This window comes from Streptomyces sp. NPDC001493, assembly GCF_053597235.1.
In genome coordinates this window covers 22,014-45,090 of record NZ_JBSFHV010000031.1, presented here as the reverse complement: position 1 = coordinate 45,090, position 23,077 = coordinate 22,014, and the positions used below count along the sequence as shown (strand labels likewise).

Below are 23,077 nucleotides of genomic sequence, written 5' to 3'. Positions count from 1 at the left end.
CTCGGACTCAGACACGGGCGGGACCTTCCGGAGCGGTGACGGGGCCGGCTGCCGTGTCGGCGGACCGGGGGAAGCGGTGGCGTACGGCGAGGGCGACATGGACGAGGCCGATGAGGACGGGGACCTCGATGAGGGGGCCGACGACTCCGGCGAGGGCCTGGCCGGAGGTGGCGCCGAAGGTGGCGACGGCGACCGCGATGGCGAGCTCGAAGTTGTTGCCCGCGGCGGTGAACGCCAGCGTGGCCGCCTTCGGGTAGCCGAGTCCGAGCGCACGGCCGGCCACCAGGGACCCGGCCCACATCACCGCGAAGTACACCAGCAGCGGCAGCGCGATGCGGACGACGTCCAGGGGCTTCGAGGTGATGGCGTCGCCCTGGAGGGCGAAGAGTACGACGACGGTGAAGAGCAGCCCGTACAGGGCGAACGGTCCGATCCGGGGGACCAGCTTCGTCTCGTACCAGGTGCGCCCCTTGGCCTTCTCGCCCAGGCGCCGGGTGAGGAAACCGGCCAGCAGCGGGATGCCGAGGAAGATCAGTACGGAGCGGGTGATCTCCCACACCGACACGTCCAGGGCCGTCTGTTCCAGTCCGAGCCAGCCGGGCAGCACGCTGAGGTAAAACCAGCCCAGCGCGGAGAACGCGAGGACCTGGAACACCGAGTTGAGGGCCACCAGGACGGCGGCGGCCTCGCGGTCACCGCAGGCCAGGTCGTTCCAGATGACCACCATGGCGATGCAGCGGGCCAGGCCGACGATGATCAGCCCGGTGCGGTACTCGGGCAGGTCGGGCAGGAAGCTCCAGGCGAGCGCGAACATCAGCGCCGGGCCGACGACCCAGTTCAGCACCAGGGACGGGACGAGCAGGCGCCGGTCGCGGGTGACGGTGGAGACCCGGTCGTACCGGACCTTCGCGAGGACCGGGTACATCATCACGAGCAGGCCGAGCGCGATCGGCAGCGAGACCCCGGTGACGGTCACCTTCGCGAGCGCGTCGCCCAACCCCGGTACGAGGCGGCCCAGTCCGAGGCCGGCGGCCATCGCGGCGAGGATCCACACGGCGAGGAACCGGTCCAGGAACGACAGCCTCCCGGCGACCGGCGCGGCGGGCACCGTCGCACCCCCGCTCACGAAGAGGTCCCCGCGGAAGCGGGCTGGGGTGCCCCGGCAGGACCGGCGGGGCGGGAGAGGACCTGGGCCAGCTGGTCGGTCATCTCGGGCAGCAGCCGGTAGTACACCCACGTCCCGCGCCGCTCGGAGTCGATCAGCCCGGCCTGCTTCAGCAGCTTCAGGTGATGGGAGATCGTCGGCTGCGACAGGTCGAAGGCCGGGGTCAGGTCGCAGACGCAGACCTCCCCGCCCGCCCGCGAGGCGATCATCGACAGCAGGCGCAGCCGCACCGGGTCACCCAGCGCCTTGAACACCTTCGCCAGCGCCTGCGAGCGCTCCTCGTCCAGCGGGGAGGCCAGCAGACCGGGGCAGCATCCCCCGGCGCCTCCGGTACCCCCGGCACCGTCCTGGCCGAGCACCACGAACTCTTGTTTCGACATGCTTCTATATTGACGTTTCTCGATCCAAGGCGCAACCTTGAATAGACAGGCATCGATACAACCTGATCGAGGAGTACGTCATGTCCCGCGTCCAGCTCGCGCTCAACGTCGCCGATCTCGAAGCGTCCGTCGCCTTCTACTCGAAGCTGTTCGGCACCGACCCCGCCAAGCGGCGCCCCGGTTACGCGAACTTCGCGATCACCACCCCGCCGCTCAAGCTCGTCCTCATCGAGGGCGAGCCGGGCCAGGAGACCCGCTTGGATCACCTCGGCGTCGAGGTCGACAGCACCTACGAGGTCACCGCCGCCACCACCCGCCTCAAGGACGCCGGGCTCGCGACCTTCGAGGAGAACGACACCTCCTGCTGCTACGCCCTCCAGGACAAGGTGTGGGTCCACGGCCCCGGCAAGGAGCCCTGGGAGGTCTACACCGTCAAGGCCGACGCCGATCAGATGGGCAAGAGCCCCGCGCTCGCGAGCGGCGGCGACGCCTGCTGCGCGGACCGGCCGGAGGCGGGCGAGGCCGCGACCACGGCAGCGGGCACGGGGGCGGCGTGAACGACCGCAAGAAGAACACCGCGTCGAAGCGGGGTGTGCATTCCCTCAGCAGTCGGTGAGGATGCCGCGGAGTGAAGGGGCATTTCACCGGTGAGCTCTACGAAGATGACCAGGCGTAGAGCAAAGCAATGAAGGCGGCCCTCTGGCCCAGCTGACCGGGAGCCGGGCCAGAGGGCGCCCCGTTGGCGCGGTTCTCGCGCTCGACACGGGTGTCCAGGTTGATGCCGTCGTCGCAGCGTTGGTTCGCGCACACCTGACACCGCACCAGGCCCGCCCCATCAGCACCCGTACGGGCGCTCGCCCCGGGCCTCGCCACCGGACTCAGCCAACCGGTCGACAAGACAGGCCGCCGGCCGCCGGGCCGCCGCATCCCACTGACCCACCCAGCCCGACAGCCGACCGGGCCCTCCGCCTCCGCAGCCGCCCCGACGTGGCCCTCCCTGGTCCCTGGCCTGCAGCGGGGTCCTTTTCAGGGTCATCCAAAGAGCAGTTCGACATGGGAGTCGACGCAGATCTTCAGTACGGCCACGAGCTGTCGGGCGTCCTCGATGTGCCGCGTGAGAACGGGGTTGCTTTCCGCGGTCTCCCACTCCGTGATGATCTCGGCCAGCCGAGGCAGGATCTTGGCACAGTCGGCGGCGGACAGATCGCCGTCATCGTCGGGATGGTCAAGGAGGGGCTCAAGCGTCGTTGAGATCTCGCTCCATTCCCGGTCCCCGCCAAAGCCCCTCATGTCCGGCAGTGTGAACCCCTCAGCCTGTGCCAAGCGTTGACGAAAGGCCTTGAAACCCGAGTAGGACCAGCTGATGTCCGGGTCGGCGAGGTCACCGCTCCCCGGGAACAGACACAATCCCACGAAGCCTCCTCGATCGAGACTTCATGATCGAGCCGGCAGGGCGGGTGCGGCAAGTGCCTATCCGTCCCAGCAAGCGATCACGACAGCTGCGCTGTGATCTGCCGGCGGGCAGAATCCCAGACCTTCTCAAACTCCTCAGAGGTCAGCTCCTCCGGATCGTGGTCTTCCCAGTCGGAGACGGGCATTTCCGCCGTGGCGCCGAACCTGCTGTCGTACTCGTCGAGGCGGCCTGTGTCGGAGGCCTGCTGCCATTCGGCGAGGGAGGCCGCTGCGATCGGGGTCTGCTCCGGACCTTCGAGCTCGATCTGCCGATTCACCCAGCCTTCGGCGTCGACCTCGAAGTAGAACCAGACATCTTCCTCGTCCCAGCAGCAGCGCATCCATGTCGTCACCAGCCCACGATGACGGCATTTTCATGGCCCGGTTCAGGGTCCGACACCGTGCTCAGTCCGCTCCGCGGTGCTGTCCCATCGTCTGGGCGCTGACGGTGGCCGTAACCTCCGCCCCGGCGCCCGCCCACACCGTGCGCCCCGGGGGTGATGCGCGATCAGTCGTGGAGCATGTCCACGAAGTCCCACGAGTGCCCCGGCGGATGGCCGGTGTACAGATGGCAGGGGTCCTGGTGAATCCCGGGGAGTGTCAGGTCTGCCACTCCGCACGGTGGGGCAACGGCGTACGTGACGTGGTCGGCGCCGTTCCAGTACGCCCAGAGGTCACCGTGCCCGAGCCCGAGGTAGTCGAGGTGGTCCGCGTGGTCACCGTCGTGGTTCCGCGCGAGTTCGCAGGTCACCGAGCGGGATACGTCGGTCAGCATGTGGTACTCGGCCAAGTCCGCCCAGGGCGCGCGACGGGCGTCGTTGCAGTGGAAGTACAGCGCGTCCGTCACGCCGTCTCGCCCTGGTCATCGGCGTGCTCGTCCATGTGCCCGTCCGGGCGCTCGTCCAGGAGAGGGCTGACGGCTCGGCGGGCGGCCTCGTCCAACAGGTCACCGAGCGGGTCGGTCACGTCCCAGGAATGCCCCGACGGATGCCCCGGGGGCAGAGTGCACCGGTCCGCCCGATCGGGCCGGCTGATCAGCCACATGACGGCACGGCACGAGCGGGACTCCTCGAACCGGGCCGGGAGACCGTCGTCCCAGTACATCCAGAGTTCGATGTCGGATCCGTCCTCCGCGCCCCCGATGAAGGCGGCGTGCTCAACGTCTTCGGCATGCTCACCCAGCTCGCAGAGCGCGTACTCGTCGAGTAAGGAGAGGTGGTCGGCGGGCTGCTCGGGCGCCCCCTCCATGGTGGTCAGGGCGACCAGCGCGTCGATCTCGGGGATGCGGTGTACAGCGGTGCATTGCAGCACGGAAGCCTCACGGAAGTGTCGTGGACAGGGGAAACCCCGCCCAGCCCCGAGGGAGGGCCGAGCGGGGCTCGCACCCGCACTGCGGGGACCAGGTGCAGCGGGGTGGGCCGTCCGCCTGATCCCGGCGGGGGGCAGAACCGGCGGACGGGGCTTTACGGGGGCTACGGCACCGGGGACTACGGCACCGGGGGCTACGACTCCGGGGCTACGACTCCAGGGGCTACGGCACCGAAAAGAGCCGGTCGGGGCGGCCGGGAGGCGGCCCCGAGGGGGTCACGCGGCCACCAGACCGTTCAGCAACAACGGCTGCCGCCCGTGCTCGAACGCGGCCACGGCCTGACGAATACGCCGCGCCAGGAGACTGGCCGCGACCAGCTCCACCTGGTCCAGCGGAACCCAGCGGAGTTCGGCGACCCGGTCTTCGGCCCCCTCGGGGACGGCGACACGGGCGGCTTCCTCGGCGCTCAGCGTGCCCCCGTCGCCGACGACGTTGAACCCGTTGGCGGAGCGGCTTCCCCGAGGAGCCGGGATCAAGTCGAGGGCCGCGAAGAGGACCAAGTTCCTCACGATTCCCGTCACTTCGGCGAGGTCACGGATGGCCGCCTCGGCAACGGTCTCCCCCTCGTACGCCACACCACCGGGCAGACGCCACTCGCTCTCGCGCGGGGCCCTGACCAGAAGTACGGCCCCGGCATGGTCGCGCACCAGAACGGTGGCGCCAACCCGTCGGACGGGGGTGGGGAGTTCGATGCTGTCGACCCGTGCCACGGTTGTACCGTCCTCTCTACTCACACGAGGCGCCGCCGACTCCGGGGCAGCCACCGGCTCACGCATGCTCGGCACCCTCACAGCACGTCACCCCGACTCCGGGCGTTGCACCGGGCGTTCTCCGCCCGCAGCCGCTCTATCGAGGTTGCCGGCCGGACGGCTCCAGGTTCGGCTTCCCATTCGAGCCCGCCACCGAGGGGGCGCAACGACCAGTAAGGGCCTGCGACTCCCCGGAACTCGCCGATGCGGCCGTCACGGCCGGTGTCCACCACCATCGTTCCGACGGCAGGCGGCGGAAAGGCGATACCAGGCGCATACACGATCGCTCCTCTCTGTAGCAGTTTCGCTACCAGGGGTGCCCAGAGTGGACTACCTTCGAGAAGTCATCAAGGTGTCAGATCGGAAGGAAGACTTAGGTAGCGGCATGGTGAACCGGAAAGAGCTGAACCCGGATGCGGGGCCGCATGCGGCGTACGGCGCACGCCTCCGCAGTGTCCGAGAAAGTAAGGGTTGGACGCAGGATGATTTGGCGGGCAGGGGGGCATATTCCAGCAAACACATTTCGGCTGTCGAAACTGCCCGCAAAGTGCCAACTCTGCCATTCTCAAGAGACGTTGATCAGGCCTTTGGCTTGTCAGACTCCACCGAGAGCTTCGAGCGGGAGTTGCGCGAGATTCGGTATGGGGCGCTACTTGAGGGCTTCCCCGAGTACGTCAGTTACGAGGGGCGCGCGGTCGAGCTGCGGCTCTACGAAGTGGCAATCGTTCCTGGCCTGTTGCAGACCCCCGAGTACACACGGGTCCTAGCTCACAGCGCCATGAAGCGGGGCGCGATCACGCCCGAACAGGCGGCGGAGCGCATCGAGGTACTGGCGCAGCGCCAGGCCGCATTGGTTCGCCCTCGGCCGCCCATGCTGTTTGTGACCATGGACGAGAGCTGCATCCGGCGACAGGTGGGCGGCCCCGATGTCATGCGCGCCCAGCTCGGCCGACTGATCGAGTTCGCTGCACAGCCCAACACCATGTTGCAGATCGCCCCGTTCGACATAGGCGAGCGACGAACCTTCGACTTGCCGGTCTACTTGCTGACGATGGCTGATCGGTCGGTCCTCTCCTACGCTGAGTCTCAAGCGCAAGGCCATCTTGACCGTGACAGCGCGGCAGTCGTACCGATGCTGACCAACTACCATCAGTTGCAAGCCGAAGCGCTGTCTCAGGCGGCGTCCGTGGCCATGATCGAACAGGTACGAAAGGGTATCCAGTGACCGAGTCCCCACAGTGGTTCAAGTCCTCTTACAGCAACAACGGCGGTGCCTGCATCGAGGTCGCCACGAACCTGATCGCGGCAAACGGCGTCGTCCCCGTCCGGGACTCGAAGGTTGTCGACGGCCCGACGTTCGCCGTCACCTCCTCGGCGTTCGCGTCCTTCGTGGCAGGCGTCAAGACCGAAGGCTTCGCCGGCTGATCACCCAGCGCATACGCCACCCACCGACAGCCCTACCGTGTCCGCACGGTGGGGCTGTCAGCTGACCGGGGTGACGCACATCCGTGACGCCGATCGAGCGATCAACTCACTACGTAGATCTCTCGCCGTCACAGACCGTCCCGACCGCGCGCCATCTCCACGCCTCACGGCGGTGGCCGAATCGCGCGACACACCTGCTCTCCATCGCTGTTGCCGCCCTACCATCAGCTGTCGCAATCCGTGGAACTCCCGCAGGCGGCATTCCTGACCGTATCGAGCTGGCTTGGAAGGGCACCCCGTGATGACCGAGTCACCTGTTGGCTCAAGTCCTCGTACAGCAGCGGCGGCGGGCAGTGCGTAGAGGTCGCTGCCAACCTTGCCGCGTCGCACAACATCGTCCCCGTCCGCGACTCCAAGGTCACGAACGGTCCGGTCCTGGACATCTCCGCCACCTCGTTCGCCGCGTTCGTAGCAGGCGTCAAGACCGAAGAGTTCGCCGGCTGCCCACCGAGCGACCCCTGCCTAGTGCTGTGACCGGAAACGATCACCGGGTGGCGGCAACTGGGCTTGCGCCGATTGGATGTGACAACACGTCCGATTGGCACGAGGAGGCGCGATGGCAGGGCCGGTCAGGGTCCGCAAGCTGGCCGAGCAGAAGGAGCAGAAGCTCCAGCGGATTGTGCGGCGCGGAAGCACCAGTACGGTGCGCTATCGCAGGGCGATGATGCTGCTTGCATCGGCTGGCGGGAACGCCGTGCCGGTGATCGCGAATCTCGTCCAAGCGGACGAGGACACCGTCCGGGGGGTGATCCACCGCTTCAACGAGATCGGGCTGGCCTGCCTGGACCCTCGGTGGGCGGGAGGCCGTCCCCGCCTGCTCACGGATGACGACGAGGACTTCGTCATCCAGACGGCCATTACCCGCCCCACCAAGCTCGGCATGCCCTTCAGCCGCTGGTCGATCCGCAAGCTCGCAGCCCATCTGCGGCGCAACGTCGCCCGTCCGATACGCATTGGTCGCGAGGCCCTGCGCTGCCTGCTCTCGCGCCGTGGTGTGACGTTCGAGCGGACCAAGACGTGGAAGGAATCTACCGACCCGGACTTCGGCGCCAAGCTGGACCGGGTCGAGTACGCGCTGACCGAGCGTCCCGGCCGCATCTTCGCGTTTGACGAGTTCGGGCCGCTTGGCATCCGTCCCACCGCCGGGTCCTGCTGGGCAAAGGAGGGCAGGCCGAACCGCTTGTCGGCGACCTTCCACCGCACGCACGGAGTCGCCTACTTCCACGGCTGCTACTCGGTCGGCGACGACACCCTCTGGGGTATCAACCGCCGACACAAAGGAACTGCCCCGTCCCTGGCCGCGCTGAAATCGATCCGGGCCGCCCGACCGGACGGCGCCCCGATCTACGTGATCCTGGACAACCTGTCCGCCCACAAGGGCAGCAAGATCCGCCAGTGGGCCCGGATGAACAAGGTCGAGCTGTGCCTCACGCCGACCAACGCCTCCTGGGCGAACCCGATCGAGGCGCACTTCGGGCCCATGAGGCAGTTCACCCTAGCCAACTCGAATCACCCCAACCGCACCGTGCAGACACGCGAGTTGCAGCGGTATCTGCGCTGGCGCAACCAGAACGCACGCCACCCCTCCGTCTTGGCCGCTCAACGGCGCGAACGCGCCCGTGTCCGCAGTGAGCGGGGCACTCGGTGGGGCGGTCGACCACTGGCGGCAGCGACCTGAGGATCGCCACGGCGGTCGACTCGGCCATCTCCTCGGGAGAACGACGGGTGATCTTCTTACCCGCTTCGGTCTCCACGAGGGTCACCGCACCGATCCGGTCACCATTGGGGTACTCCCAGTTTGCTGGGTCCTCCAGGACCGCCGGAAGTTGATCACGAGGCACCAGCTCTCCGGACTGGAAGCCCTTCTCCTCTGATGGGGACGTCCACGGCGCGACTCGACGAACCTCGATCCATCCACGCGCTGGGAGCTGGTGGTGATTGGACTCGAACGCGTGTTGTGCCTCATAGAGCGTTCACGCCTGCAAGCGGTGGTAGAGGCGCCTGAGGAGTTGTTGAACAGCAGGCCAACGTTGTGGCCGGGGCCAGGCTGCGGCCCGGCCGTAACGTTGGCCAGCCAGCGGAGACAGACGGGGGGCTTTCGGCGGTCAGTTCAGGGTTCCGGTCTTGACGGAGGAGAGGCCGTCGGTGACGGCGAAGGCGGAGATCCAGAGGATCACTTCGATGCCGAGGAACAGGATCAGGAGGCTCCACAGCAGGATGCGGGCCCAGCGCGGGACGCGCAGGGAGATCCGGCCGGGTCCTTCCGGTACTACGCGGTGGCGCCACAGCCACACGAGCACACCTGCACGGATGGCGATGGATGCGCAGGAGAAGACCACTTCGGCCGCATGGCCCAGTCCCAGAGGCTGGTCGAGGGCGCGCATGAGCAGGTTCGGGACGATGAACCAGGCGAGGGTGAGCCACTTGCGGGAGGTGGTCCACCACGCGGACAGGGCGAGGGCGACCAGGCCGGCGATGTTGAGGACCAGGACCGGGAAGTTGAGCTGCTCGCCGTGCCCGGCGATCTGCGGCAGGATGCCGATGGCCGAGCCGAGGGCGAGCAGGGTGAGCACGGTGCGGGGGTTGCCGCGCTTCTGCCCGGGGTCGGTAGACGCGGCGTCCTCGCGGACGGCTGTCGTCGCTATGTCGCGGGGGTCGCCGAGCTCGGCGAGGATCTGGTCGAGTTCGCCGGGCCGTTCGGCCAGAGCTACATCGATGTGCTCGGAGAGGTCGGCCACCAGCTCTCTGCGGCGGTCGGACGGCAGAGCGGAGGAGGCTCGGTCTACGGCTGCCAGGTAGCGGCGTATCTCGGGGTGGGTGGTGGTCTTCACTGTGCACTCCGGTCGGGATGGGTCTGGGGGGTTATGAGGCAGTCGACGGCGTCGGTGAACTCGGCCCACACCGCGGCGAAGTCGGCGAGCGCCGCGTGGCCTTCGTCGGTGAGCGTGTAGTAGCGCCGCGGCGGGCCGTTCGGTGACTCGCTCCAGTCGGTCGTCACCAGCTCCTCGCGTCGCAGCCGGGACAGCAGCGGGTAGACCGTGCCCTGGCTCGTCGCCAGCGCCCCGGTGTCCGCGAGTGCTCCCAGCAGCTCCGTGCCGTAGCGCGGACCGTCCCGGAGAAGGGACAGCACGCAGTACTCAAGGACCCCCTTGCGGAGCTGGCTCAATGTCTTGCCAGGTTCCATGCAATGCATGCTAGACAGCCGGTACCTTGCAAAGCAAGACCCCTCTGACCAGCAGTCCAGCAACGTACCCAGGGCCACGAACCCTGCCCAGCCCCCTACACAGGGAGGCGAAGGGCGGCGACGTCGGCCGCGCGGGTGTTCTCGGCGCGAGGCACTGGACTGGACGCATAGTCAGCCAGCCGATATATATAGGCGCCATGAGTGACAGTGATCGTTCTCAACCAATGCGGGAGCCCACACTGCTCCTGATCGCCGCGCTGGCCGACGCGCCCCGGCACGGCTACGCCCTGATCGGCGAAGTGGCGCGCATCTCCAGCGGTCGGGTCAACCTCAAAGCCGGAACCCTCTACGGAGCCCTCGACCGACTCCTGAACCAAGGGCTGGTACGCGTGGACCGCGAGGAAGTCGTCGACGGACGGGCCCGCCGCAGCTACGCCCTCACGGACACCGGCCGCGCCGCCCTCGACACCGAAGTGCAACGCATGGAAGCGATCGCGCGGGAAGCGCGCCGCAGGATGGGGTCCCCCCTCACGGGGACCGTAGGGGGGATCGCGTGACCGCACGTCTCGTCCGATGGGCCATCAGGACCCACCCGGCCCGCTACCGCGCCCAGATGGGAGCGGAACTCGAAGACACCGCACTGGCCGCCGCAGCCGGCCGCGGAACCACCGCCATGGCCTCGGAGGCCGCCTCGCTCGCGGCACACGGCCTGCGACTGCGCACGGGACTCGGCCCCGACCAGGTGCCCGGCCAGATCCTCGCCACCGCCGCTCCCGCCGCGCTCGCGCTGGGCATCGCCGCCCAGCTGGCCGACCGAATCCTGCAGACCAACATGTTCCGGCGCGCCCTGTCCTTCGACCAGATGAACGAGGCCTTCGGCCTCGTCCCGGCCCTCGCGGGCGCGACACTGACCGCGCTGGCCCTGGCCGCCCTGCTCCTGGGCCGTGTCCCGGCTAGCAGGATTCTGGCCTCCGCCGCCGCCGTCCTCGCGGTGATGGCGGCAGTCACCTCCGCCTCCTACTGGTCCGAGCGCACCGGCATGGTCGCCCTTCCTCTGGTCGGCATGGCCGGCCCCGTCCTGGTGTGCGCACTACTCTGGTTCGCTCCGCTGCGGCTCGTGCCGACCCCCGGCAACCGCACCGCATGGCTGACCACCGCCGCCGGCGTACTGGCCTTCGCCGCGCTGTGCGAGATCCCCGGCTCGAACACCTGGGCCGTGACGGACGCGGCTCTGCTGCTCGCCGCCGCAACCCTCGTCCGCCGGACCCGCAGGGCAGCTGCGACCGGACTGGTCGCCCTGCTGCCGCTGTATCCCTCCGCTCTCCAGCGCCTGTGGGAAGAGCCTTCCGCATTCACCTCCCGCCTGGAGGCCGGGCTGGTCGCCGCGGTCGTGACAGGGGTGGCCCTGGCCGCCGTCGCCCGACTCCAGCCCACCGGCCACCGGACCGGTACCGAGAACCGAGATTCGGCGCTCTGACGAAGCACTCGCCCCGCTATGTTTCTACGGTTCTGCAATGGGGCCGCCAGCCTCCGGACCCCGCACGACTACCCCCTCACCGAAGGCTTGACGGGGGTGGAGTCACCGGGCCTGGAGATGTTGGAGGCCCCTTCACGGACATAGGACGGCTGCTGCCCAGCCCGCAGCTTCCCGCAGTCGGGAACCACCTGAGTGCCGACAGGGGGCGCCTTCGCGCCCGGCGCCCGTCCACCCGGAAGCAGCTTACGGAAGCCTGGCGCGGGAGCCGTCTTCCGCCGTGCACCTCGTCGCGTCCTGCGACATCAGAAGTCGCCGATCCGACAACATGAATTCCGACAAGTCACTTGCCTAGTGAACGCCGGACACCAGCCAGGATGTCGATCTCATACGAATTGAGCATGAACGCTTCCTCGGACTTGGTCAACGCCTGCCACTCACGCTCGCTCATTCACCGATCATCGCAGGACACCCCGGTGATCGTTTTCGGTCACAGCACTAGCAGCGGACAGCCCCATCGCGACTGCGCGGTGGGGCTGTCCGCTGCTAGGTGGCGAGACCCGGTGAAGGCACTGGCCGATCGATCGGCCAGCTACGCAGATCTCTCCTCGTCGCGGACCGCCCTGGCTGCACGCCCGTCGGTGAGCTGAGGCCCGGGTGATGGCGGCGGTCCTGTCAGGTGCCGAGAGCAGCGACCTGGGCAGCGGATGGGTGGGGGCGTTTGCCCGTGGCGAGACAGCTGGCCGGGAAGCGCTCACTGTGGGCCGGGCCGTGGTCCTCTCGCGTTCGCCTTCGCGGTGGTTTGCAACAGTTGTGTACCTGGTGTCAGAAGATCGCTGGTGTCCCCTGCGGGCGTGTTTGGGTCGTGTGCATGAACGCGCACATGAACCCGGAGGAGTACGAGCGGACGTTGCCGCGCAAGCGGGTCGCCGCGGGGGTCCTGTTCTTTGATCCGGAGGGGCGGGTGCTGTTGGTGGACCCGGTTTACAAGCCCTTGTGGGAGATCCCCGGCGGAGCCGTTGAATGTGATGAGTCCCCTCGCGCCGGTGCGGTGCGGGAGGTCAAGGAGGAACTGGGGCTGGATTGGGAGCCGGGCAGACTCCTTGGTGTGGACTGGCGCGGGGCGCGGCCAGGGCGTAGCGAAGGCCTCGCCTACGTGTTCGACGGCGGGGTGCTCAGCGGGGATCGGCTGTCGGGGGTCCGGTTGCAGGCGGAGGAGCTCGGGGCGATGGAGTTCGTTGCGGTCGACCGGCTCCGGGAGCGGTTGGTGGAGCGGCTCGCGGTGCGGGTGGAGGCGTGTGTGCTGGCCCGCGAGCAGGGGCTGACGGTGTACCTGGAGCACGGGAAGCCGGTATAGCGAAAACATGCGCTGGTGGTCCGGCCCGATGTGGGGCCAGACAACCAGCGTTTTGTGCTGTGGGACAGCCTGTACGGGATGCTGAGCACCAGGCAGCGGGCGGTGCTGGACTCTTTGCTGACGGTGCCGCCCGGGGAGCGGGTATCGGAGCTGGACCGGCTGAGGCACGGGCCGGTGCGGGTGGGGTCCACAGACGAAGCGGGCACTGGAGCGGGCGGAGGAGATCGCCGCGTTCGGGATGGGCCCCGTTGATGTTGCGGATACCGCCGCGGCGGCTGGCGGAGCTGTCCCGGTACGGGGTGGACGGCAAGGCGTCGCTGCTGCGCCGGCACTCCGACGCTCGCCGCCTGGCGACGCTGCTGCTGGACACCACCGTGAACCTCACGTCGCGGGCGGTGGACGACGCTCTGGACCTTCGAGACACGGCGGGCGCGCCTGGCCGCGCCCGCCGCTCGCACCGTCGTGGGAACCCTATGGGTTGACCGCCTGGACGCGGACGGCTCGGGCGCGGACCACGAAGGGCCGGGAGAAGACGGTGATGGCGATGGAGACGGCGGCCACAAGAGTGATGGCCGTGCCGGCGGTGAAGTGCTGGGCAATGCCGCCGGCGATCGCGGCCCCGATACCTTGCCACGTCATCCGACCCGCGGACTCGACTCCCTGGACCTGGCCACGGACCGGATCAGGAGTCAGCTCCAGAAGCTGCTCCTGGAGCGGCAGGGTGGCAGCGAAGCCGGCACTGGCGGTGAACACCGCGGCTGTCGCCACCAGCACGGGCGGGTGGACGGCGAACAGCAGGTAGGGGGCGGCGAGCAGCAGTCGCAGGGCGAATGCGTGGCGGCGCCGCTGCGACGCCGGCGTGATGGGGGGCGTAGGAGATGAACAGGGCCTCGCAGCCAACGATCAGGCCGTTGGGGACCCACAGGTTCAGCAGCAGCGCGCGTTGGCCGGAGTGGGAGAAGAGCTCGATGTTCGTTGTCCAGGTCTGGCGCAGTCCGGGGCGGCGGGTCGGACGGATCGAGCGTTCCCGGACCGTCACCGCCACAATGATCAATCCACCGCCGGTCAGGGCGGTCGCGACGGCGAAGACCTCCTGCGGGCTCAGGTAGCGCAGCAGTACGGCGCCGATGGCGTAGCCGAGGATGGCCATGCCTCCCGAGGTGATGTTCATCAGCGAACGTGCCAGTGCGTAGGTGGAGTTCGGCACTACCTCGGCGAGCAGTCCCATCCGTGTGCCCGTTCCCAGGGACTGGAAGAACCTCAGCACGAGGAGCAGGCCGAACCGGGCGGCGAGCGGCAGCCCTGGAATCGCCTGTGCGGCAACACCTCCGAGCGAGACGCACTGGAGCGCGACGAGGGTCCGGCGAGGACGGCTTCCGTCAGCGACCGACATCAGCGTCAGCGCGCCGAGTACCGTCGCGAAGGTGGCGCCGTACATGCTCACGGCGGTCAGGAACGGGGACTTGGTCTGCTGGTTGACCAGCGTGCCGAGCGCGAAGCCCGACAAGGTGCTCGCGGCGACCGTCAATATGAAGCCGGCGTACAGGCCGACGAATTCACGGTTGCGGAGCAGGTCGCGGTAGGTGGTGGGACGTGTGCCGGAGGCAGATGTGTCAGAAGGCATGAAAAAAGCCTTCGCGCGCACCCAACTTGGGGCACCGAAGGCCGACTTGTGGACTATAGCGGTGCCCCGGTCCGACCACTGCCCGCATCGGACCATGGGTGACGCGGACGCGGATACGCCCCGGACCGGCAGCACCGCCGTCGAGCAGGGCACGGGCCTGACCGCGGCGGCGGTGCTTGCTGCGGGCGCCCTTGGCGTGAACCCTCAGACGGCGATGCGCTACGCCGAGCGAGCCGGCACGGACTACTTGGGCTACGCGGCCCTGCGAAGTCCCGAGGGACCCGAAGACGCTTGAGGCGAGAGCCAGAAGATCAGGTTGTTGCCCAGGCGCCGACCCGGCCGAACCTTGCCCCTGAGAACAGAAGAAAGGTTCAATCGCCGGATGGCCGAGACTGACATTGACCTGGGAGTCGTGACGGCGCCGTCGGGAGTCCTCGTATTGGGGATGGCGTCGTGGATCGACTATTGGCCGCAGCTGGGCCAACCGCTGTCCGAGCGCGCAAGGGCCGCGGCATCGATCAGCGGCGGACACGTCCACGACTGGATGTGTGAGATGGCCGCAGTTCGCGCTGCCAATGACAGGCCATTGGTGGTGCGAGCCGGCACGGCGGCGTCGCCCTTCGACGGAGGACCAACCATCGCAGTCCTTGAGATCGATCTCGGTCTGCCATGGGCCGGCACCGCCGAGGACGAGCCGATCGTCCTTGGCGACCTACCGGTCGACCGTTGCGGCATGGTGCTCGGTGACGCGCTGGCCCTGGACTCCTGGACCGGAGACGGCCATCCATCAACCGACGGCCTTGCCGACGTCGCCTACTGGGGAGGCTACGCGGAGGCCGCCCATCTTCATTTCGGCGGAGACCTGATCCCGCGGCACGGCAGCCACGTGCGAGGGTGGCACGACCTCCCGCTTGAGGACGCCAAGAAGCTCGGCGACGCCCTCAGCGCCTGGAAAGGCGACGAACAGGGCCGGGGCGTCATGGTTGCAGTCGATGAGCACACTGACTTCCACCGCTTCAACCGCGCGAGTTGGACCCACCCGCTTCAGATCGGCGCCATCGAGGTCGCTGACTGCTCCGTCCTGGGGATCAACTGGGACAGCGGCGACCACTCGATGCGACATCGCGGCGAACGCGGCTTCGGACAGGTCTATCCCGTGACCCTTCAGCCTGGCCCCACGGGCCAGGCAACGATGCGCTGGACGATCCCGCCCTACGAGCCCGGCGACCACGGCGCAGAGTGATCAGCAGGCATCACCGACTACTCAGGGTGTTCAAGCTCGAAACCGTCCGAGAATATGCGACACCTCGGGATGCGGGCTTACCAGTCCCGAGGCCGGGTTCGCCGGGCCGGGCAACCATCGCTCGACTGATCAAAAAATCCCGCGCGCCAGGCGATGACGCACAGATACGATGCACTTGCCGCTCGCACATCTGTTCCCATTGGGACCCCGCGTGCGATCAACGGGAGGAGTCACTTGACCATGTCCTTCAGTGCGAGACCGCGTGCAGTTCTCGCCTCTCTGGGAGCTGTTGCCGTGGCACTGGCCGTCGCCGCAACCCCGGCGAACGCGGTCGATGCGACGCTCACCCCGCCGACTCAGCTGTTCAACGGGTACAGCCACTGCGCGACGGACGCGGAGCAGCCTTCGTACCAGGGAGCTCGCGAAGGCCTGCTGGTGGAAGGCATCCCCGGAGTCACAGAAACCACGGGAGGCGCTCGCGTCAGCGTGCGGTACCAGGTCTGGCCGGTAGCCGATCCCTCGAAGATCACCACAGTCACCCGCGACTACGCCACCCCCGGATTCGAGGCTCCCGCCACACTTCCGGCAAGCGCGCTCGCCGACGGGCAGAGCTACGCGTGGCAGGCGCAGACGGTGGCAGGGGCCGCCGTCTCGGACTGGTCAACACCCTGCTACGTCACCGTCGACAACAGCAGACCGGCGAATGCCCCCTCCATCACCTCGTCGAACTACGAATCCGAGCCATGGAACGAAGGCGGCGAGCCGGTCGAGTTCACACTCGGTGCGAACGGCGCCGACGATGTCGAGGGCTTCGAGTTCTCCTGGCAGCAGAGCCTGCCGGTCATCGGTACGAGTATCGGTGACTACGGCATTCCGCAGCCCGTCGACCCGTACGCCGATACGAAGTACTTCAAGCGCGCCAACACGCTCGGTGGCTCGACCACGCTCAGTCTGGTGCCGCCGACCGGCTCCGGTCTGATGACGCTGTGGGTGCGCAGCCTGGACCGCGCCTACAACGGGTCGGAAATCGCAAAGTACGACTTCCGGGTCAAGTCCACGGCGCCCACCATCTCACCGGCGGTCCCGGAACCCGAGTTCGGTCAGCCGACCGAGTTCACGTTGCGCCCCGACCCCGAGCTACAGGCGAAGAGCCCCGTCGTGAGCTACTCCGTCAAGACCCTCGGAGGTCAGGACGACAGGACCTTCGACGTCACGGCACGACCGGATGGCACCGCAACAGTGGAGCTCACGCTGGATGGCCTCTACAGCGAGAACCTCCTGGTGAGCAGCAGGAGTGCCAACGGCTGGGTGAGCGACACAATGTGGTGGGGTATCAGTTTCGATACCACCCCCGGTGTCTCCTCGGTCACCTACCCGGAGAACGGTTCGGGCGGTGGAATCGACGTTCCGGGCACCTTCACCTTCACGCCCCGGGTGAAGGATGTCGTGAGCTACACATACACCTTCAACAACGGTGACCCGGAGGTGACGGTCCCCGCGGGCGCCGACCACACTGCGAGCATCGACTGGAGCCCGGCCACGGATGGCTGGCATGACCTCACGGTCTACGCGACGACCCGCTCGGGCCTTCAGCTGCTGCCCTACGACTACTTCTTCACCGTGAACTGAGTCCAACCCACCAAAAGGTCCTGGGCCCGGCTCCCCCGAGGAGGCCGGGCCCACGTCTGTGCGGGCCGGTCATCGTCGGGCGTCGCTCCCACGGCGCCCGAGGGCTGCTGCCTGGAGGGCCCCTCCGCGAACACTGCACCCTCGCCTACACGCTCGCCCGCCTCCTCGACGACGGCACCGGCCGCGTCGCACCGTCGTGCCTGCCGTGGCACCTCAACATGCGGGCCTGCCAGTCTCGACGCCCGTCCTGGCCGTCCTGGACCGGACGGTCGCCGACCTCGCCGGTCACGGGGTCCGCATCAGGTTGCGGAGGCCGGCGACGATGGCGGGGACGTCGCGTTCGGCCTGGGCCGGGACCGTAGCCGGGTCGGCGGGTTCCGGGGCCTGGTGGGCGGCGCGGCAGGGGGCGCAGAGGCCGTCCGGGAGTGCTTCGACCCTGGCGGGGCGTCCGCAGTCGGTGCACTCCACCAGGAGACGGCGTACCGGGGAGACGGGGGCGCCCGGTGCCGGGACCGGCGGCGGGGTGGGGGTCGCGGGCAGTCGGGGCGGCATCTTGTCGGTGAGGCGGCTGCGCACGAACCCGACGGGTGATCCGACCCGCTCGGGAAGCCCGGCGGTGAGCGCCGATGTCAGGTACTCGGCGCTCGCACCCCGCGCGAACCAGGCGGCAACGAGCGGCTCCAGGACCTCGCAGTCCGCCGCCGAGAGCGGCAGACGAGGCTCACGGAGAGCGATTTCCGCCAGGGCGACATAGGCGGGTGAGGGACCCTCGGCGACCGGAGAAGCAGCAGGAGCCGGTGAGGTGGCAGGCGTCGCGGCAACCGGCGCACCCTGCGACGCCGGGGGCACCGGCAGGTCCGGGCCGGGGTCGGCCGTGGTGACTGCTTCCGGTGTCCGGGCCGGGGCCGGAGGCCGGCCGGGGGCCGGATCGGCGGTGCGCTGCCGGGGGGCGACCGGGTCGGGTCGCGACGTGGGCCACGGCTCGACGGAGGGCGCGCAGGGCTGTTCGGGCGCGAAAGCTACGCCGGGCCGCTCGGACGCGGCGGGTGCACCGGGCCGCTCGGGCGCAAAAGCTACGCCGGGCTGCTTGGTCGCGGCAGGTGCGCAGGGCTGCTCGGGCGCGGCGGCTTCACCTTCGAGATGGGCGGTCCACCACTCGTTGTCGCGGGCGGTACGCGACCAGAAGGTGAAGGTCACCCACCGGCACGGGCCGCCCCCTTCTGCCCGCCTGCGTACGCGCCGCAGGTGCCCGGCCACACCGAGGGCGCGCAGAGCGGTACCGATGGCCATCTGCCCGTACAGGGGCAGGTCCTTGGCCAGCGACTTGATGTCCATCGCAGCGCCGTCGGGCAAGTGGTCGACATAGGCGGCGACATACCGCTCACGCTCCGGCAGGAACGCGAAGTCCCCCACTTCAGGCGCGGCTTGACCGGAGACGGACCGCTTGCCGTAGCCGGTGTTGGCCCTGCGGTACGGGCGGGAAGCTGCGGGGGCGGACAGGGCGGGGCTAAGGTGCTGGATAGCCACGAGATCGTCTTTCTAATGGGTGCGATCTTGGGTAAGACCCCGGCCTGGTGCTACAACACCGCGCCGGGGTCGATTCATTGAGGGCACCGTAAGCAGGCGTGACTCTCCGCCGCAACTCGCTCACCATTAGTCATACTTGCTGGCCGTGACGGGGGTGGGAGGGGGGGGAGGTTTTCCTCAAACCCCCCTACCTACCTCCCGGATGAACAACACCGCTCGAATCCCGGACCTCGCATCCCGACCCCCGAATCCCGAAGCTCAAGCGTCGGCTCAAGCGTCGACCCGGGCACCTGCCGTGCCCCTCGAACGAGTGAGGAGAGTGATCGACGCTCGAACCCCGAGACCCGGACCCCGAGACCCGGACCCCGAGACCCGGGACTTGAGTTCCGGACCCCGAGACCCGGACACCGAGACTCGGGTAGGTCCCGTGGAGCGGCGAGTGTCCTGTGGAGCGGCGATTCTCCCGGGGCGTCCTCCACGCGCCCGTTCGCCCCTACTCGCCCGTGCCGCGCTCCGGACGATCCACGACCGGAGGCTCGTTGCAGGTGATCACGAACGGCTCGTCGTAGGTGACCACGACCGGCGCGTTCGCCTCCGCCCGTGCGCGGTCGGAGGCCGCCGCGACCTCCTCGTAGGTCCACTCCTTGTACAGGCGCTCTCCGTGGGCATCGGTGATGTCGATGATCACGCTCGTCCACTCCTCGGCAGGCTGTTCGGGGACGAGGCCCAGTTCGTACGTGGCGTCCTGGAGGAAGGATTCGGTGACGCGTACGCCGGTGAGCCTCTCCGTCAGAGCGAGGACCGCCGCCTTCCGGTCGAACCTGTCGGCGTCCGGGACGTTCTCGTCGTGCTCTCCCTCGGGCGTCAGCGGGGAGCCGACTTCCCGCAGCAGAGGCACCAGTTCGTCGGGGCTGCCGCCGCGGCGCGCCGAGGGCCATTCGAAGGACGTACGGAGCTCACCCTCCTCGTACCAGTCGAAGAGGTGGATGGGCTTGCCGCCATTGGTCGAGTGCACCACGACCCGGCCACCCTCCGACAGCTTCGCCAAGCCCGGCAGCCCGAGGCCCCCTTCGAAACCGAGGACAACCGTCCAGTCGCCGTCCGCGCCCGGGGTGTTGAAGGCGCCCGCGATATAGGACTCGTCCCAGGAGTCGTAACCCACCTCGACACGGTGAGCGTCCTCCGCCTCGCTCAGCCCGGCCGTGCCCTCCCCGGTGCCGCGCGGTTCCGCCTCCACCGCGCGCAGCACCTCGTGCGGGCTCCGACCCCGTATCAGGGTCAGGGTGTATCCCCACTCCAACATCTGGTCGAAGAGTGGGGAGTTGCGTATCCAGGCGTAGTCGTGCGCGGTCACCGAGTTCATGCCGCGCAGTGTGCCCGACGCTACTGACAATGCCCTGGGCGAGCCGGTCGCCGAGCCTGCCCCGAAGCCGCTCGACGGACGGACGGCGAACCAGCGCACCCACGTACCCGCTCCGCCGACCGCCATGCCCCCGGTCGCGCCGCCCCCGTGAGCGCCCAGCCCCGCCCGGTACAGTCCGCCCATGGCAGCCAGAATCGACCTCACGCTCGATTGCACGGACGCGCAGCTCCTCGCCAGGTTCTGGCGGGAGGCGCTGGGCTACGTCGACGAGCCGCCGCCCGCCCCCTTCGCGACACGCGCGGAGTGGCTCGCCCAGTTCGACCTGCCGGAGGGCGAGTCCGTGGACGACGGGGCCTGGCTCTGCGATCCGGACGGTGTGGGCCCCCGGCTCGCGATCCTCAAGGTCTCCGAGCCCAAGACCGCCAAGAACCGGCTCCACATCGACATCCGGGTACCGGGCCACGGCACGCGCGACGAGCGCTGGGCACGGATCATGGCGGAGGCCGTACGCCTGGTCGCGGCGGGCGGGGTCGTACGGGAGGAGTTCACCGGGCACCATCTCGTCCTGGCCGACCCCGAGGGCAACGAGTTCTGCGTCGCGGCGGGCCCGGCCACGACCCTCGTCTGAGGGACCGGCACGAACCCTGCCCGTGTGAGGCCGACGACGACCCGCCCGGCTACACCAGCGGGGCAACGCGCTGGTGCAGCGTCTTCGGAAGGTCGCCGAGCGGTCGCCACTCGGCAGCGGAGACCTCCTCCTCCTGAATCCGGGGGTTCACCTCACGGACCGCGCGGAAGGCGAACCGGAAGTCCGCGTGCTGGTGCGCGGGCTCCCCCTTCGCGGGGTTCTCGGGGATGTCGTGCACGTCCACGTGAACAGGCATCTCCTGGCTCTGTCGTCCCCCGCGGCTGGGCAGCGGTCCAGGCCGCCCGCGCCGCCTACCTCACCCCGACCGCCACACCCTGGGGACCGGCGACTGCGCCACACCCTGGCAACGCCACCGGCGCCGTCTACGCCGCACGCCGGGTACTCCATCACCCGACGCTGAAACCAGCCCGCAGACTCAGCAGTCGTTTCTCTTGGTGAGTGGGTGCCGGGCATCATGGTTGTCGACAGGAGCTCATGCCCGAGAGGACGAGTGATGCGGGTGATTGGAGGCGTAGGGACGGTCTTGACGGACCTGTGGCAGCGGCGTTGGCCCGACTGCCCGCCGATTGGGTACAAGCTCCGCGACCCGTACCGGGATGTCTGGGTGCGCTTCCACAGCCTGCCGGAGTCGAAGCGATACGCAGAGGACGAGAGCGAGTACGCCGTCGTCCTGGGGCGGTACAACACGGTCCTGGATGAGTTGTTTGCCGGTGGGGATGTCTACGTGATCACACCGGTCTGGACGACCGAAGCCGAGGTGCCACCGTTCCAGCCAGACGCTGGCTACTGGCAGAGCTTGCTGGTGGCGGACGACCCCGACCCGGAGTTCCGCACCTACTGCCATCTTTTCGCCGTACGCCGACCTTGGCGACATGGCTGCCTCGACGAGCTGCTCCGTGACATCGCCGACTACAAGATGGCGGGAGTCTTCGTCACCGACACTCAGATGCGGCGCATTCACTACCCCTACGACGGGGGCGCCGACGTCTTCCTTGCCACGCCTGAGGAACGGGATCGGACCCGCGACCGGCATGCCCACTGGCTTTCCGGCAGCCCGTCGGGTCTTTGACGGGTCAGGATCACCACCCTGCCCAACCTATGCCAACGTGCCTCGGTCGGTCGGATTCGGTCCCGTCAGAAGCCCCCTTTTGCCGCCCGGACGCCAACGGAGTCGATCGCGCACCGCGACCAGTCCAGCTCACCCCGCGCCCCGAGTTCGTCCATGACCACGCGGTGGAGACGGCCCCAGACCCGATCCGCGCTCCACTGGGCGAACCGCCGGTAGACCGTCTGCCAGGCCGGGCCGAACACTGGCGGGAGCTGCTTCCACGTACAGCCCGAGGTGCCACGAAGATGACCGCGGCCAGAACCTCACGGTCGCCGGCCCGACGGCGACCTCCGCCCTGCGGACGCTTCACCTCCGTGAGCGGCACCACCCGCCGGAACAACACCCACAACTCCTCCGGCACCAGCCGCTCAACCAGAATCGCCATGCACAGCTCAGCGAGCGATCAAGCCATAAGAAACGGCGTGTCATTGCCTCCTCCACGCCCTGCATGATGACCCGCATGAATACGGAATCCTGCGACCCGGCCGAGTTGGCTGCCCTCCGCGACGTCTTCGTGGGCCGCCCCGGGGCAGCACCCCCAGCCGGCTCGGAAGCAGTACGGTCCTTCGAGGCAGAACACGGCATCGTCCTTCCGGAGCCGTACCGCACGTTCGTGACGGAGATCTGCGACGGCCTGCGCGCAGGGCCACCCGTGTACGGTCTGTTGCCCTTCGCGCAAGCGCCCTCCGACTGGGGCCCTGACCGCTCCGTGCGCCTGCTCGCTGAGCCGTTCCCGCTCACGGCGGCATGGCTGTGGTCGGCGGAAGGCGACGAAGCGACCCTCTCGGAGCAGGAGTTCGAGAAGCGGACGGACCCCGTGTTCGACCACGGCTCGCTGCTGCTGGGCACCGACGGCTGCGGCAGGTACTGGCACCTCATCGTCACCGGGCCGCAGCGCGGCCACGTCTGGCTGATCGATGAGGACGGCGCGGTGCCCTTCGGCACCCGGTCGGGCACCTCCCTGATGCCGGGCACGCCCGGTTTCGCAGGGTGGGCGGCCCGCTGGGCAGCCTGCGGCGGCTCCTGGTACGCGAAGACCTGACCCTGGGGTCTGTCCACAGGACCACGCTGGCCCACAACTCCTGATGCGGAGGCCGCGACCTCTCCGGCGGGCAATGGCAGCGCATCGCCGAACTGTCATCCTCATCACCCACCGCCTCGGATCCACCCGCGGCGCGGACAGGATCGTCGTCCTCGACGGCGGACGTCTGATGGAAGAAGGCACACACGATGCCCTCCTCCAGCAGGACGGCAGTACGCGAGCATATGGCGCACCCAGGCCAAGACCTACGGTGAGGTCGTGTAGCCGGCACTCCACG

At 68.6% G+C, this 23,077-nt stretch carries 27 protein-coding genes and 3 pseudogenes; 14 read left to right on the top strand and 16 right to left on the bottom strand.

Annotated features, from left to right (window positions below; all coding sequences use genetic code 11):
- Positions 1 to 7: 7 nt before the first annotated feature.
- Both arsB and ACWCWD_RS32040 read right to left on the bottom strand, forming a co-directional pair.
- On the bottom strand, positions 8 to 1,126 hold the full coding sequence (gene arsB, locus ACWCWD_RS32045) for an ACR3 family arsenite efflux transporter (RefSeq protein WP_450778304.1): 1,119 nt from the start codon (positions 1,124 to 1,126) through the stop codon (positions 8 to 10).
- Entirely contained in the window at positions 1,123 to 1,545 is a 423-nt protein-coding gene (locus tag ACWCWD_RS32040) for an ArsR/SmtB family transcription factor (protein ID WP_450778302.1), read from the bottom strand. The genes arsB and ACWCWD_RS32040 overlap by 4 nt, the downstream gene beginning before the upstream one ends.
- An 80-nt stretch (positions 1,546 to 1,625) precedes the next feature.
- On the opposite strand from ACWCWD_RS32040, the gene ACWCWD_RS32035 reads away from it, so the two are divergent.
- Complete coding sequence (locus ACWCWD_RS32035; protein ID WP_450778300.1) at positions 1,626 to 2,102, top strand: ArsI/CadI family heavy metal resistance metalloenzyme; 477 nt, start codon at positions 1,626 to 1,628, stop codon at positions 2,100 to 2,102.
- Between the two features lie 475 nt (positions 2,103 to 2,577).
- On the opposite strand, the gene ACWCWD_RS32030 is transcribed toward ACWCWD_RS32035, so the two are convergent.
- The 6 genes from ACWCWD_RS32030 to ACWCWD_RS32005 form a co-directional block, all read right to left on the bottom strand.
- Positions 2,578 to 2,958 carry a hypothetical protein gene (locus ACWCWD_RS32030; RefSeq protein WP_450778298.1) on the bottom strand — a complete coding sequence of 127 codons (381 nt, stop codon included), beginning with the start codon at positions 2,956 to 2,958 and terminating at the stop codon, positions 2,578 to 2,580.
- A gap of 77 nt (positions 2,959 to 3,035) precedes the next feature.
- A complete protein-coding gene (locus ACWCWD_RS32025) occupies positions 3,036 to 3,338 on the bottom strand; it encodes a hypothetical protein (protein WP_450778360.1) in 303 nt (100 codons plus the stop codon).
- Positions 3,339 to 3,505: 167 nt separating this feature from the next.
- Positions 3,506 to 3,844 (bottom strand): hypothetical protein, encoded by a 339-nt coding sequence (locus tag ACWCWD_RS32020; RefSeq protein ID WP_450778296.1) that lies wholly within the window; start codon positions 3,842 to 3,844, stop codon positions 3,506 to 3,508.
- Positions 3,841 to 4,308: a hypothetical protein gene (locus ACWCWD_RS32015; RefSeq protein ID WP_450778294.1), complete on the bottom strand. Its 468-nt coding sequence runs from the start codon at positions 4,306 to 4,308 to the stop codon at positions 3,841 to 3,843. The genes ACWCWD_RS32020 and ACWCWD_RS32015 overlap by 4 nt, the downstream gene beginning before the upstream one ends.
- Before the next feature lie 273 nt (positions 4,309 to 4,581).
- Complete coding sequence (locus ACWCWD_RS32010; protein ID WP_450778293.1) at positions 4,582 to 5,076, bottom strand: NUDIX domain-containing protein; 495 nt, start codon at positions 5,074 to 5,076, stop codon at positions 4,582 to 4,584.
- A gap of 77 nt (positions 5,077 to 5,153) precedes the next feature.
- Positions 5,154 to 5,351 (bottom strand): hypothetical protein, encoded by a 198-nt coding sequence (locus tag ACWCWD_RS32005; protein WP_450778358.1) that lies wholly within the window; start codon positions 5,349 to 5,351, stop codon positions 5,154 to 5,156.
- 149 nt (positions 5,352 to 5,500) lie between these two features.
- On the opposite strand from ACWCWD_RS32005, the gene ACWCWD_RS32000 reads away from it, so the two are divergent.
- The 4 genes and pseudogenes from ACWCWD_RS32000 to ACWCWD_RS31985 all read left to right on the top strand — a co-directional run bounded on the left by ACWCWD_RS32000 (position 5,501) and on the right by ACWCWD_RS31985 (position 8,278).
- Entirely contained in the window at positions 5,501 to 6,340 is an 840-nt protein-coding gene (locus ACWCWD_RS32000; RefSeq protein WP_450778356.1) for a Scr1 family TA system antitoxin-like transcriptional regulator, read from the top strand.
- Complete coding sequence (locus ACWCWD_RS31995; protein WP_450778291.1) at positions 6,337 to 6,540, top strand: DUF397 domain-containing protein; 204 nt, start codon at positions 6,337 to 6,339, stop codon at positions 6,538 to 6,540. Before ACWCWD_RS32000 ends, ACWCWD_RS31995 begins: the two co-directional genes overlap by 4 nt.
- Positions 6,541 to 6,841: 301 nt before the next feature.
- Positions 6,842 to 7,074: pseudogene (locus tag ACWCWD_RS31990) on the top strand (DUF397 domain-containing protein).
- A gap of 82 nt (positions 7,075 to 7,156) precedes the next feature.
- A complete protein-coding gene (locus tag ACWCWD_RS31985) occupies positions 7,157 to 8,278 on the top strand; it encodes an IS630 family transposase (protein WP_450778289.1) in 1,122 nt (373 codons plus the stop codon).
- Positions 8,279 to 8,705: 427 nt separating this feature from the next.
- Here ACWCWD_RS31985 and ACWCWD_RS31980 read toward each other — a convergent pair whose 3' ends face one another.
- Together ACWCWD_RS31980 and ACWCWD_RS31975 are read right to left on the bottom strand one after the other, a co-directional pair.
- The gene (locus ACWCWD_RS31980; protein WP_450778287.1) at positions 8,706 to 9,431 is read right to left on the bottom strand and encodes a DUF1700 domain-containing protein; all 726 of its coding nucleotides are present in this window, start codon (positions 9,429 to 9,431) and stop codon (positions 8,706 to 8,708) included.
- A complete protein-coding gene (locus ACWCWD_RS31975; protein WP_450778285.1) occupies positions 9,428 to 9,784 on the bottom strand; it encodes a PadR family transcriptional regulator in 357 nt (118 codons plus the stop codon). Before ACWCWD_RS31975 ends, ACWCWD_RS31980 begins: the two co-directional genes overlap by 4 nt.
- A gap of 224 nt (positions 9,785 to 10,008) precedes the next feature.
- Here ACWCWD_RS31975 and ACWCWD_RS31970 point away from each other — a divergent pair, with 224 nt between their 5' ends.
- From ACWCWD_RS31970 to ACWCWD_RS31955, 4 genes and pseudogenes are all read left to right on the top strand, one after another.
- Complete coding sequence (locus ACWCWD_RS31970) at positions 10,009 to 10,341, top strand: PadR family transcriptional regulator (RefSeq protein ID WP_450778283.1); 333 nt, start codon at positions 10,009 to 10,011, stop codon at positions 10,339 to 10,341.
- Positions 10,338 to 11,261 carry a hypothetical protein gene (locus tag ACWCWD_RS31965; RefSeq protein WP_450778281.1) on the top strand — a complete coding sequence of 308 codons (924 nt, stop codon included), beginning with the start codon at positions 10,338 to 10,340 and terminating at the stop codon, positions 11,259 to 11,261. The genes ACWCWD_RS31970 and ACWCWD_RS31965 overlap by 4 nt, the downstream gene beginning before the upstream one ends.
- 868 nt (positions 11,262 to 12,129) lie before the next feature.
- Positions 12,130 to 12,615 (top strand): NUDIX domain-containing protein, encoded by a 486-nt coding sequence (locus ACWCWD_RS31960; RefSeq protein ID WP_450778279.1) that lies wholly within the window; start codon positions 12,130 to 12,132, stop codon positions 12,613 to 12,615.
- Between the two features lie 42 nt (positions 12,616 to 12,657).
- A pseudogene (locus ACWCWD_RS31955) lies at positions 12,658 to 13,076 on the top strand (Tn3 family transposase); the annotation flags it as partial.
- Between the two features lie 10 nt (positions 13,077 to 13,086).
- On the opposite strand, the gene ACWCWD_RS31950 reads toward ACWCWD_RS31955, so the two are convergent.
- Positions 13,087 to 13,254 carry a hypothetical protein gene (locus ACWCWD_RS31950; RefSeq protein ID WP_450778277.1) on the bottom strand — a complete coding sequence of 56 codons (168 nt, stop codon included), beginning with the start codon at positions 13,252 to 13,254 and terminating at the stop codon, positions 13,087 to 13,089.
- 43 nt (positions 13,255 to 13,297) lie between these two features.
- A complete protein-coding gene (locus ACWCWD_RS31945) occupies positions 13,298 to 14,239 on the bottom strand; it encodes an MFS transporter (protein ID WP_450778275.1) in 942 nt (313 codons plus the stop codon).
- 382 nt (positions 14,240 to 14,621) lie between these two features.
- On the opposite strand from ACWCWD_RS31945, the gene ACWCWD_RS31940 reads away from it, so the two are divergent.
- Both ACWCWD_RS31940 and ACWCWD_RS31935 read left to right on the top strand, forming a co-directional pair.
- Positions 14,622 to 15,482 carry a hypothetical protein gene (locus ACWCWD_RS31940; RefSeq protein WP_450778273.1) on the top strand — a complete coding sequence of 287 codons (861 nt, stop codon included), beginning with the start codon at positions 14,622 to 14,624 and terminating at the stop codon, positions 15,480 to 15,482.
- A 294-nt stretch (positions 15,483 to 15,776) separates the two neighbouring features.
- Positions 15,777 to 17,111: a hypothetical protein gene (locus tag ACWCWD_RS31935; protein ID WP_450778271.1), complete on the top strand. Its 1,335-nt coding sequence runs from the start codon at positions 15,777 to 15,779 to the stop codon at positions 17,109 to 17,111.
- Between the two features lie 285 nt (positions 17,112 to 17,396).
- Here the strand turns inward: ACWCWD_RS31935 and ACWCWD_RS31930 are convergent, their stop codons facing one another.
- The gene (locus tag ACWCWD_RS31930) at positions 17,397 to 18,638 is read right to left on the bottom strand and encodes a MarR family transcriptional regulator (protein ID WP_450778269.1); all 1,242 of its coding nucleotides are present in this window, start codon (positions 18,636 to 18,638) and stop codon (positions 17,397 to 17,399) included.
- A gap of 493 nt (positions 18,639 to 19,131) precedes the next feature.
- Entirely contained in the window at positions 19,132 to 20,001 is an 870-nt protein-coding gene (locus tag ACWCWD_RS31925; RefSeq protein ID WP_450778267.1) for a DUF6461 domain-containing protein, read from the bottom strand.
- Positions 20,002 to 20,182: 181 nt separating this feature from the next.
- Here ACWCWD_RS31925 and ACWCWD_RS31920 point away from each other — a divergent pair, with 181 nt between their 5' ends.
- Entirely contained in the window at positions 20,183 to 20,629 is a 447-nt protein-coding gene (locus ACWCWD_RS31920) for a VOC family protein (protein ID WP_450778264.1), read from the top strand.
- A 49-nt stretch (positions 20,630 to 20,678) separates the two neighbouring features.
- Here the strand turns inward: ACWCWD_RS31920 and ACWCWD_RS31915 are convergent, their stop codons facing one another.
- Entirely contained in the window at positions 20,679 to 20,885 is a 207-nt protein-coding gene (locus tag ACWCWD_RS31915; protein ID WP_450778262.1) for a hypothetical protein, read from the bottom strand.
- A gap of 369 nt (positions 20,886 to 21,254) precedes the next feature.
- On the opposite strand from ACWCWD_RS31915, the gene ACWCWD_RS31910 reads away from it, so the two are divergent.
- On the top strand, positions 21,255 to 21,719 hold the full coding sequence (locus ACWCWD_RS31910) for a DUF3885 domain-containing protein (protein WP_450778260.1): 465 nt from the start codon (positions 21,255 to 21,257) through the stop codon (positions 21,717 to 21,719).
- A 39-nt stretch (positions 21,720 to 21,758) separates the two neighbouring features.
- Here the strand turns inward: ACWCWD_RS31910 and ACWCWD_RS31905 are convergent.
- Positions 21,759 to 22,143, bottom strand: a pseudogene (locus tag ACWCWD_RS31905) (transposase); the annotation flags it as partial.
- A 63-nt stretch (positions 22,144 to 22,206) separates the two neighbouring features.
- Between ACWCWD_RS31905 and ACWCWD_RS31900 the strand changes: the two are divergent.
- A complete protein-coding gene (locus tag ACWCWD_RS31900; RefSeq protein WP_450778258.1) occupies positions 22,207 to 22,800 on the top strand; it encodes an SMI1/KNR4 family protein in 594 nt (197 codons plus the stop codon).
- Positions 22,801 to 23,077: the final 277 nt, after the last annotated feature.

What these genes read in the sequence shown, in the direction of transcription:
- ACWCWD_RS31975 (WP_450778285.1), bottom strand. Translation starts at nt 9,784, where the DNA reads ATGGAACCTGGCAAGACATTGAGCCAGCTCCGCAAGGGGGTCCTTGAG.
- ACWCWD_RS32040 (WP_450778302.1), bottom strand. Translation starts at nt 1,545, where the DNA reads ATGTCGAAACAAGAGTTCGTGGTGCTCGGCCAGGACGGTGCCGGGGGT.
- ACWCWD_RS31970 (WP_450778283.1), top strand. Translation starts at nt 10,009, where the DNA reads ATGCGGGAGCCCACACTGCTCCTGATCGCCGCGCTGGCCGACGCGCCC.
- ACWCWD_RS31920 (WP_450778264.1), top strand. Translation starts at nt 20,183, where the DNA reads ATGGCAGCCAGAATCGACCTCACGCTCGATTGCACGGACGCGCAGCTC.
- ACWCWD_RS31960 (WP_450778279.1), top strand. Translation starts at nt 12,130, where the DNA reads ATGAACGCGCACATGAACCCGGAGGAGTACGAGCGGACGTTGCCGCGC.
- ACWCWD_RS32035 (WP_450778300.1), top strand. Translation starts at nt 1,626, where the DNA reads ATGTCCCGCGTCCAGCTCGCGCTCAACGTCGCCGATCTCGAAGCGTCC.
- ACWCWD_RS31915 (WP_450778262.1), bottom strand. Translation starts at nt 20,885, where the DNA reads ATGCCTGTTCACGTGGACGTGCACGACATCCCCGAGAACCCCGCGAAG.
- ACWCWD_RS32025 (WP_450778360.1), bottom strand. Translation starts at nt 3,338, where the DNA reads ATGCGCTGCTGCTGGGACGAGGAAGATGTCTGGTTCTACTTCGAGGTC.
- ACWCWD_RS32005 (WP_450778358.1), bottom strand. Translation starts at nt 5,351, where the DNA reads ATGGTGGTGGACACCGGCCGTGACGGCCGCATCGGCGAGTTCCGGGGA.
- ACWCWD_RS32000 (WP_450778356.1), top strand. Translation starts at nt 5,501, where the DNA reads ATGGTGAACCGGAAAGAGCTGAACCCGGATGCGGGGCCGCATGCGGCG.
- ACWCWD_RS31900 (WP_450778258.1), top strand. Translation starts at nt 22,207, where the DNA reads ATGATGACCCGCATGAATACGGAATCCTGCGACCCGGCCGAGTTGGCT.
- ACWCWD_RS31945 (WP_450778275.1), bottom strand. Translation starts at nt 14,239, where the DNA reads ATGCCTTCTGACACATCTGCCTCCGGCACACGTCCCACCACCTACCGC.
- ACWCWD_RS31940 (WP_450778273.1), top strand. Translation starts at nt 14,622, where the DNA reads ATGGCCGAGACTGACATTGACCTGGGAGTCGTGACGGCGCCGTCGGGA.
- ACWCWD_RS31985 (WP_450778289.1), top strand. Translation starts at nt 7,157, where the DNA reads ATGGCAGGGCCGGTCAGGGTCCGCAAGCTGGCCGAGCAGAAGGAGCAG.
- ACWCWD_RS31950 (WP_450778277.1), bottom strand. Translation starts at nt 13,254, where the DNA reads ATGACGTGGCAAGGTATCGGGGCCGCGATCGCCGGCGGCATTGCCCAG.
- ACWCWD_RS31925 (WP_450778267.1), bottom strand. Translation starts at nt 20,001, where the DNA reads ATGAACTCGGTGACCGCGCACGACTACGCCTGGATACGCAACTCCCCA.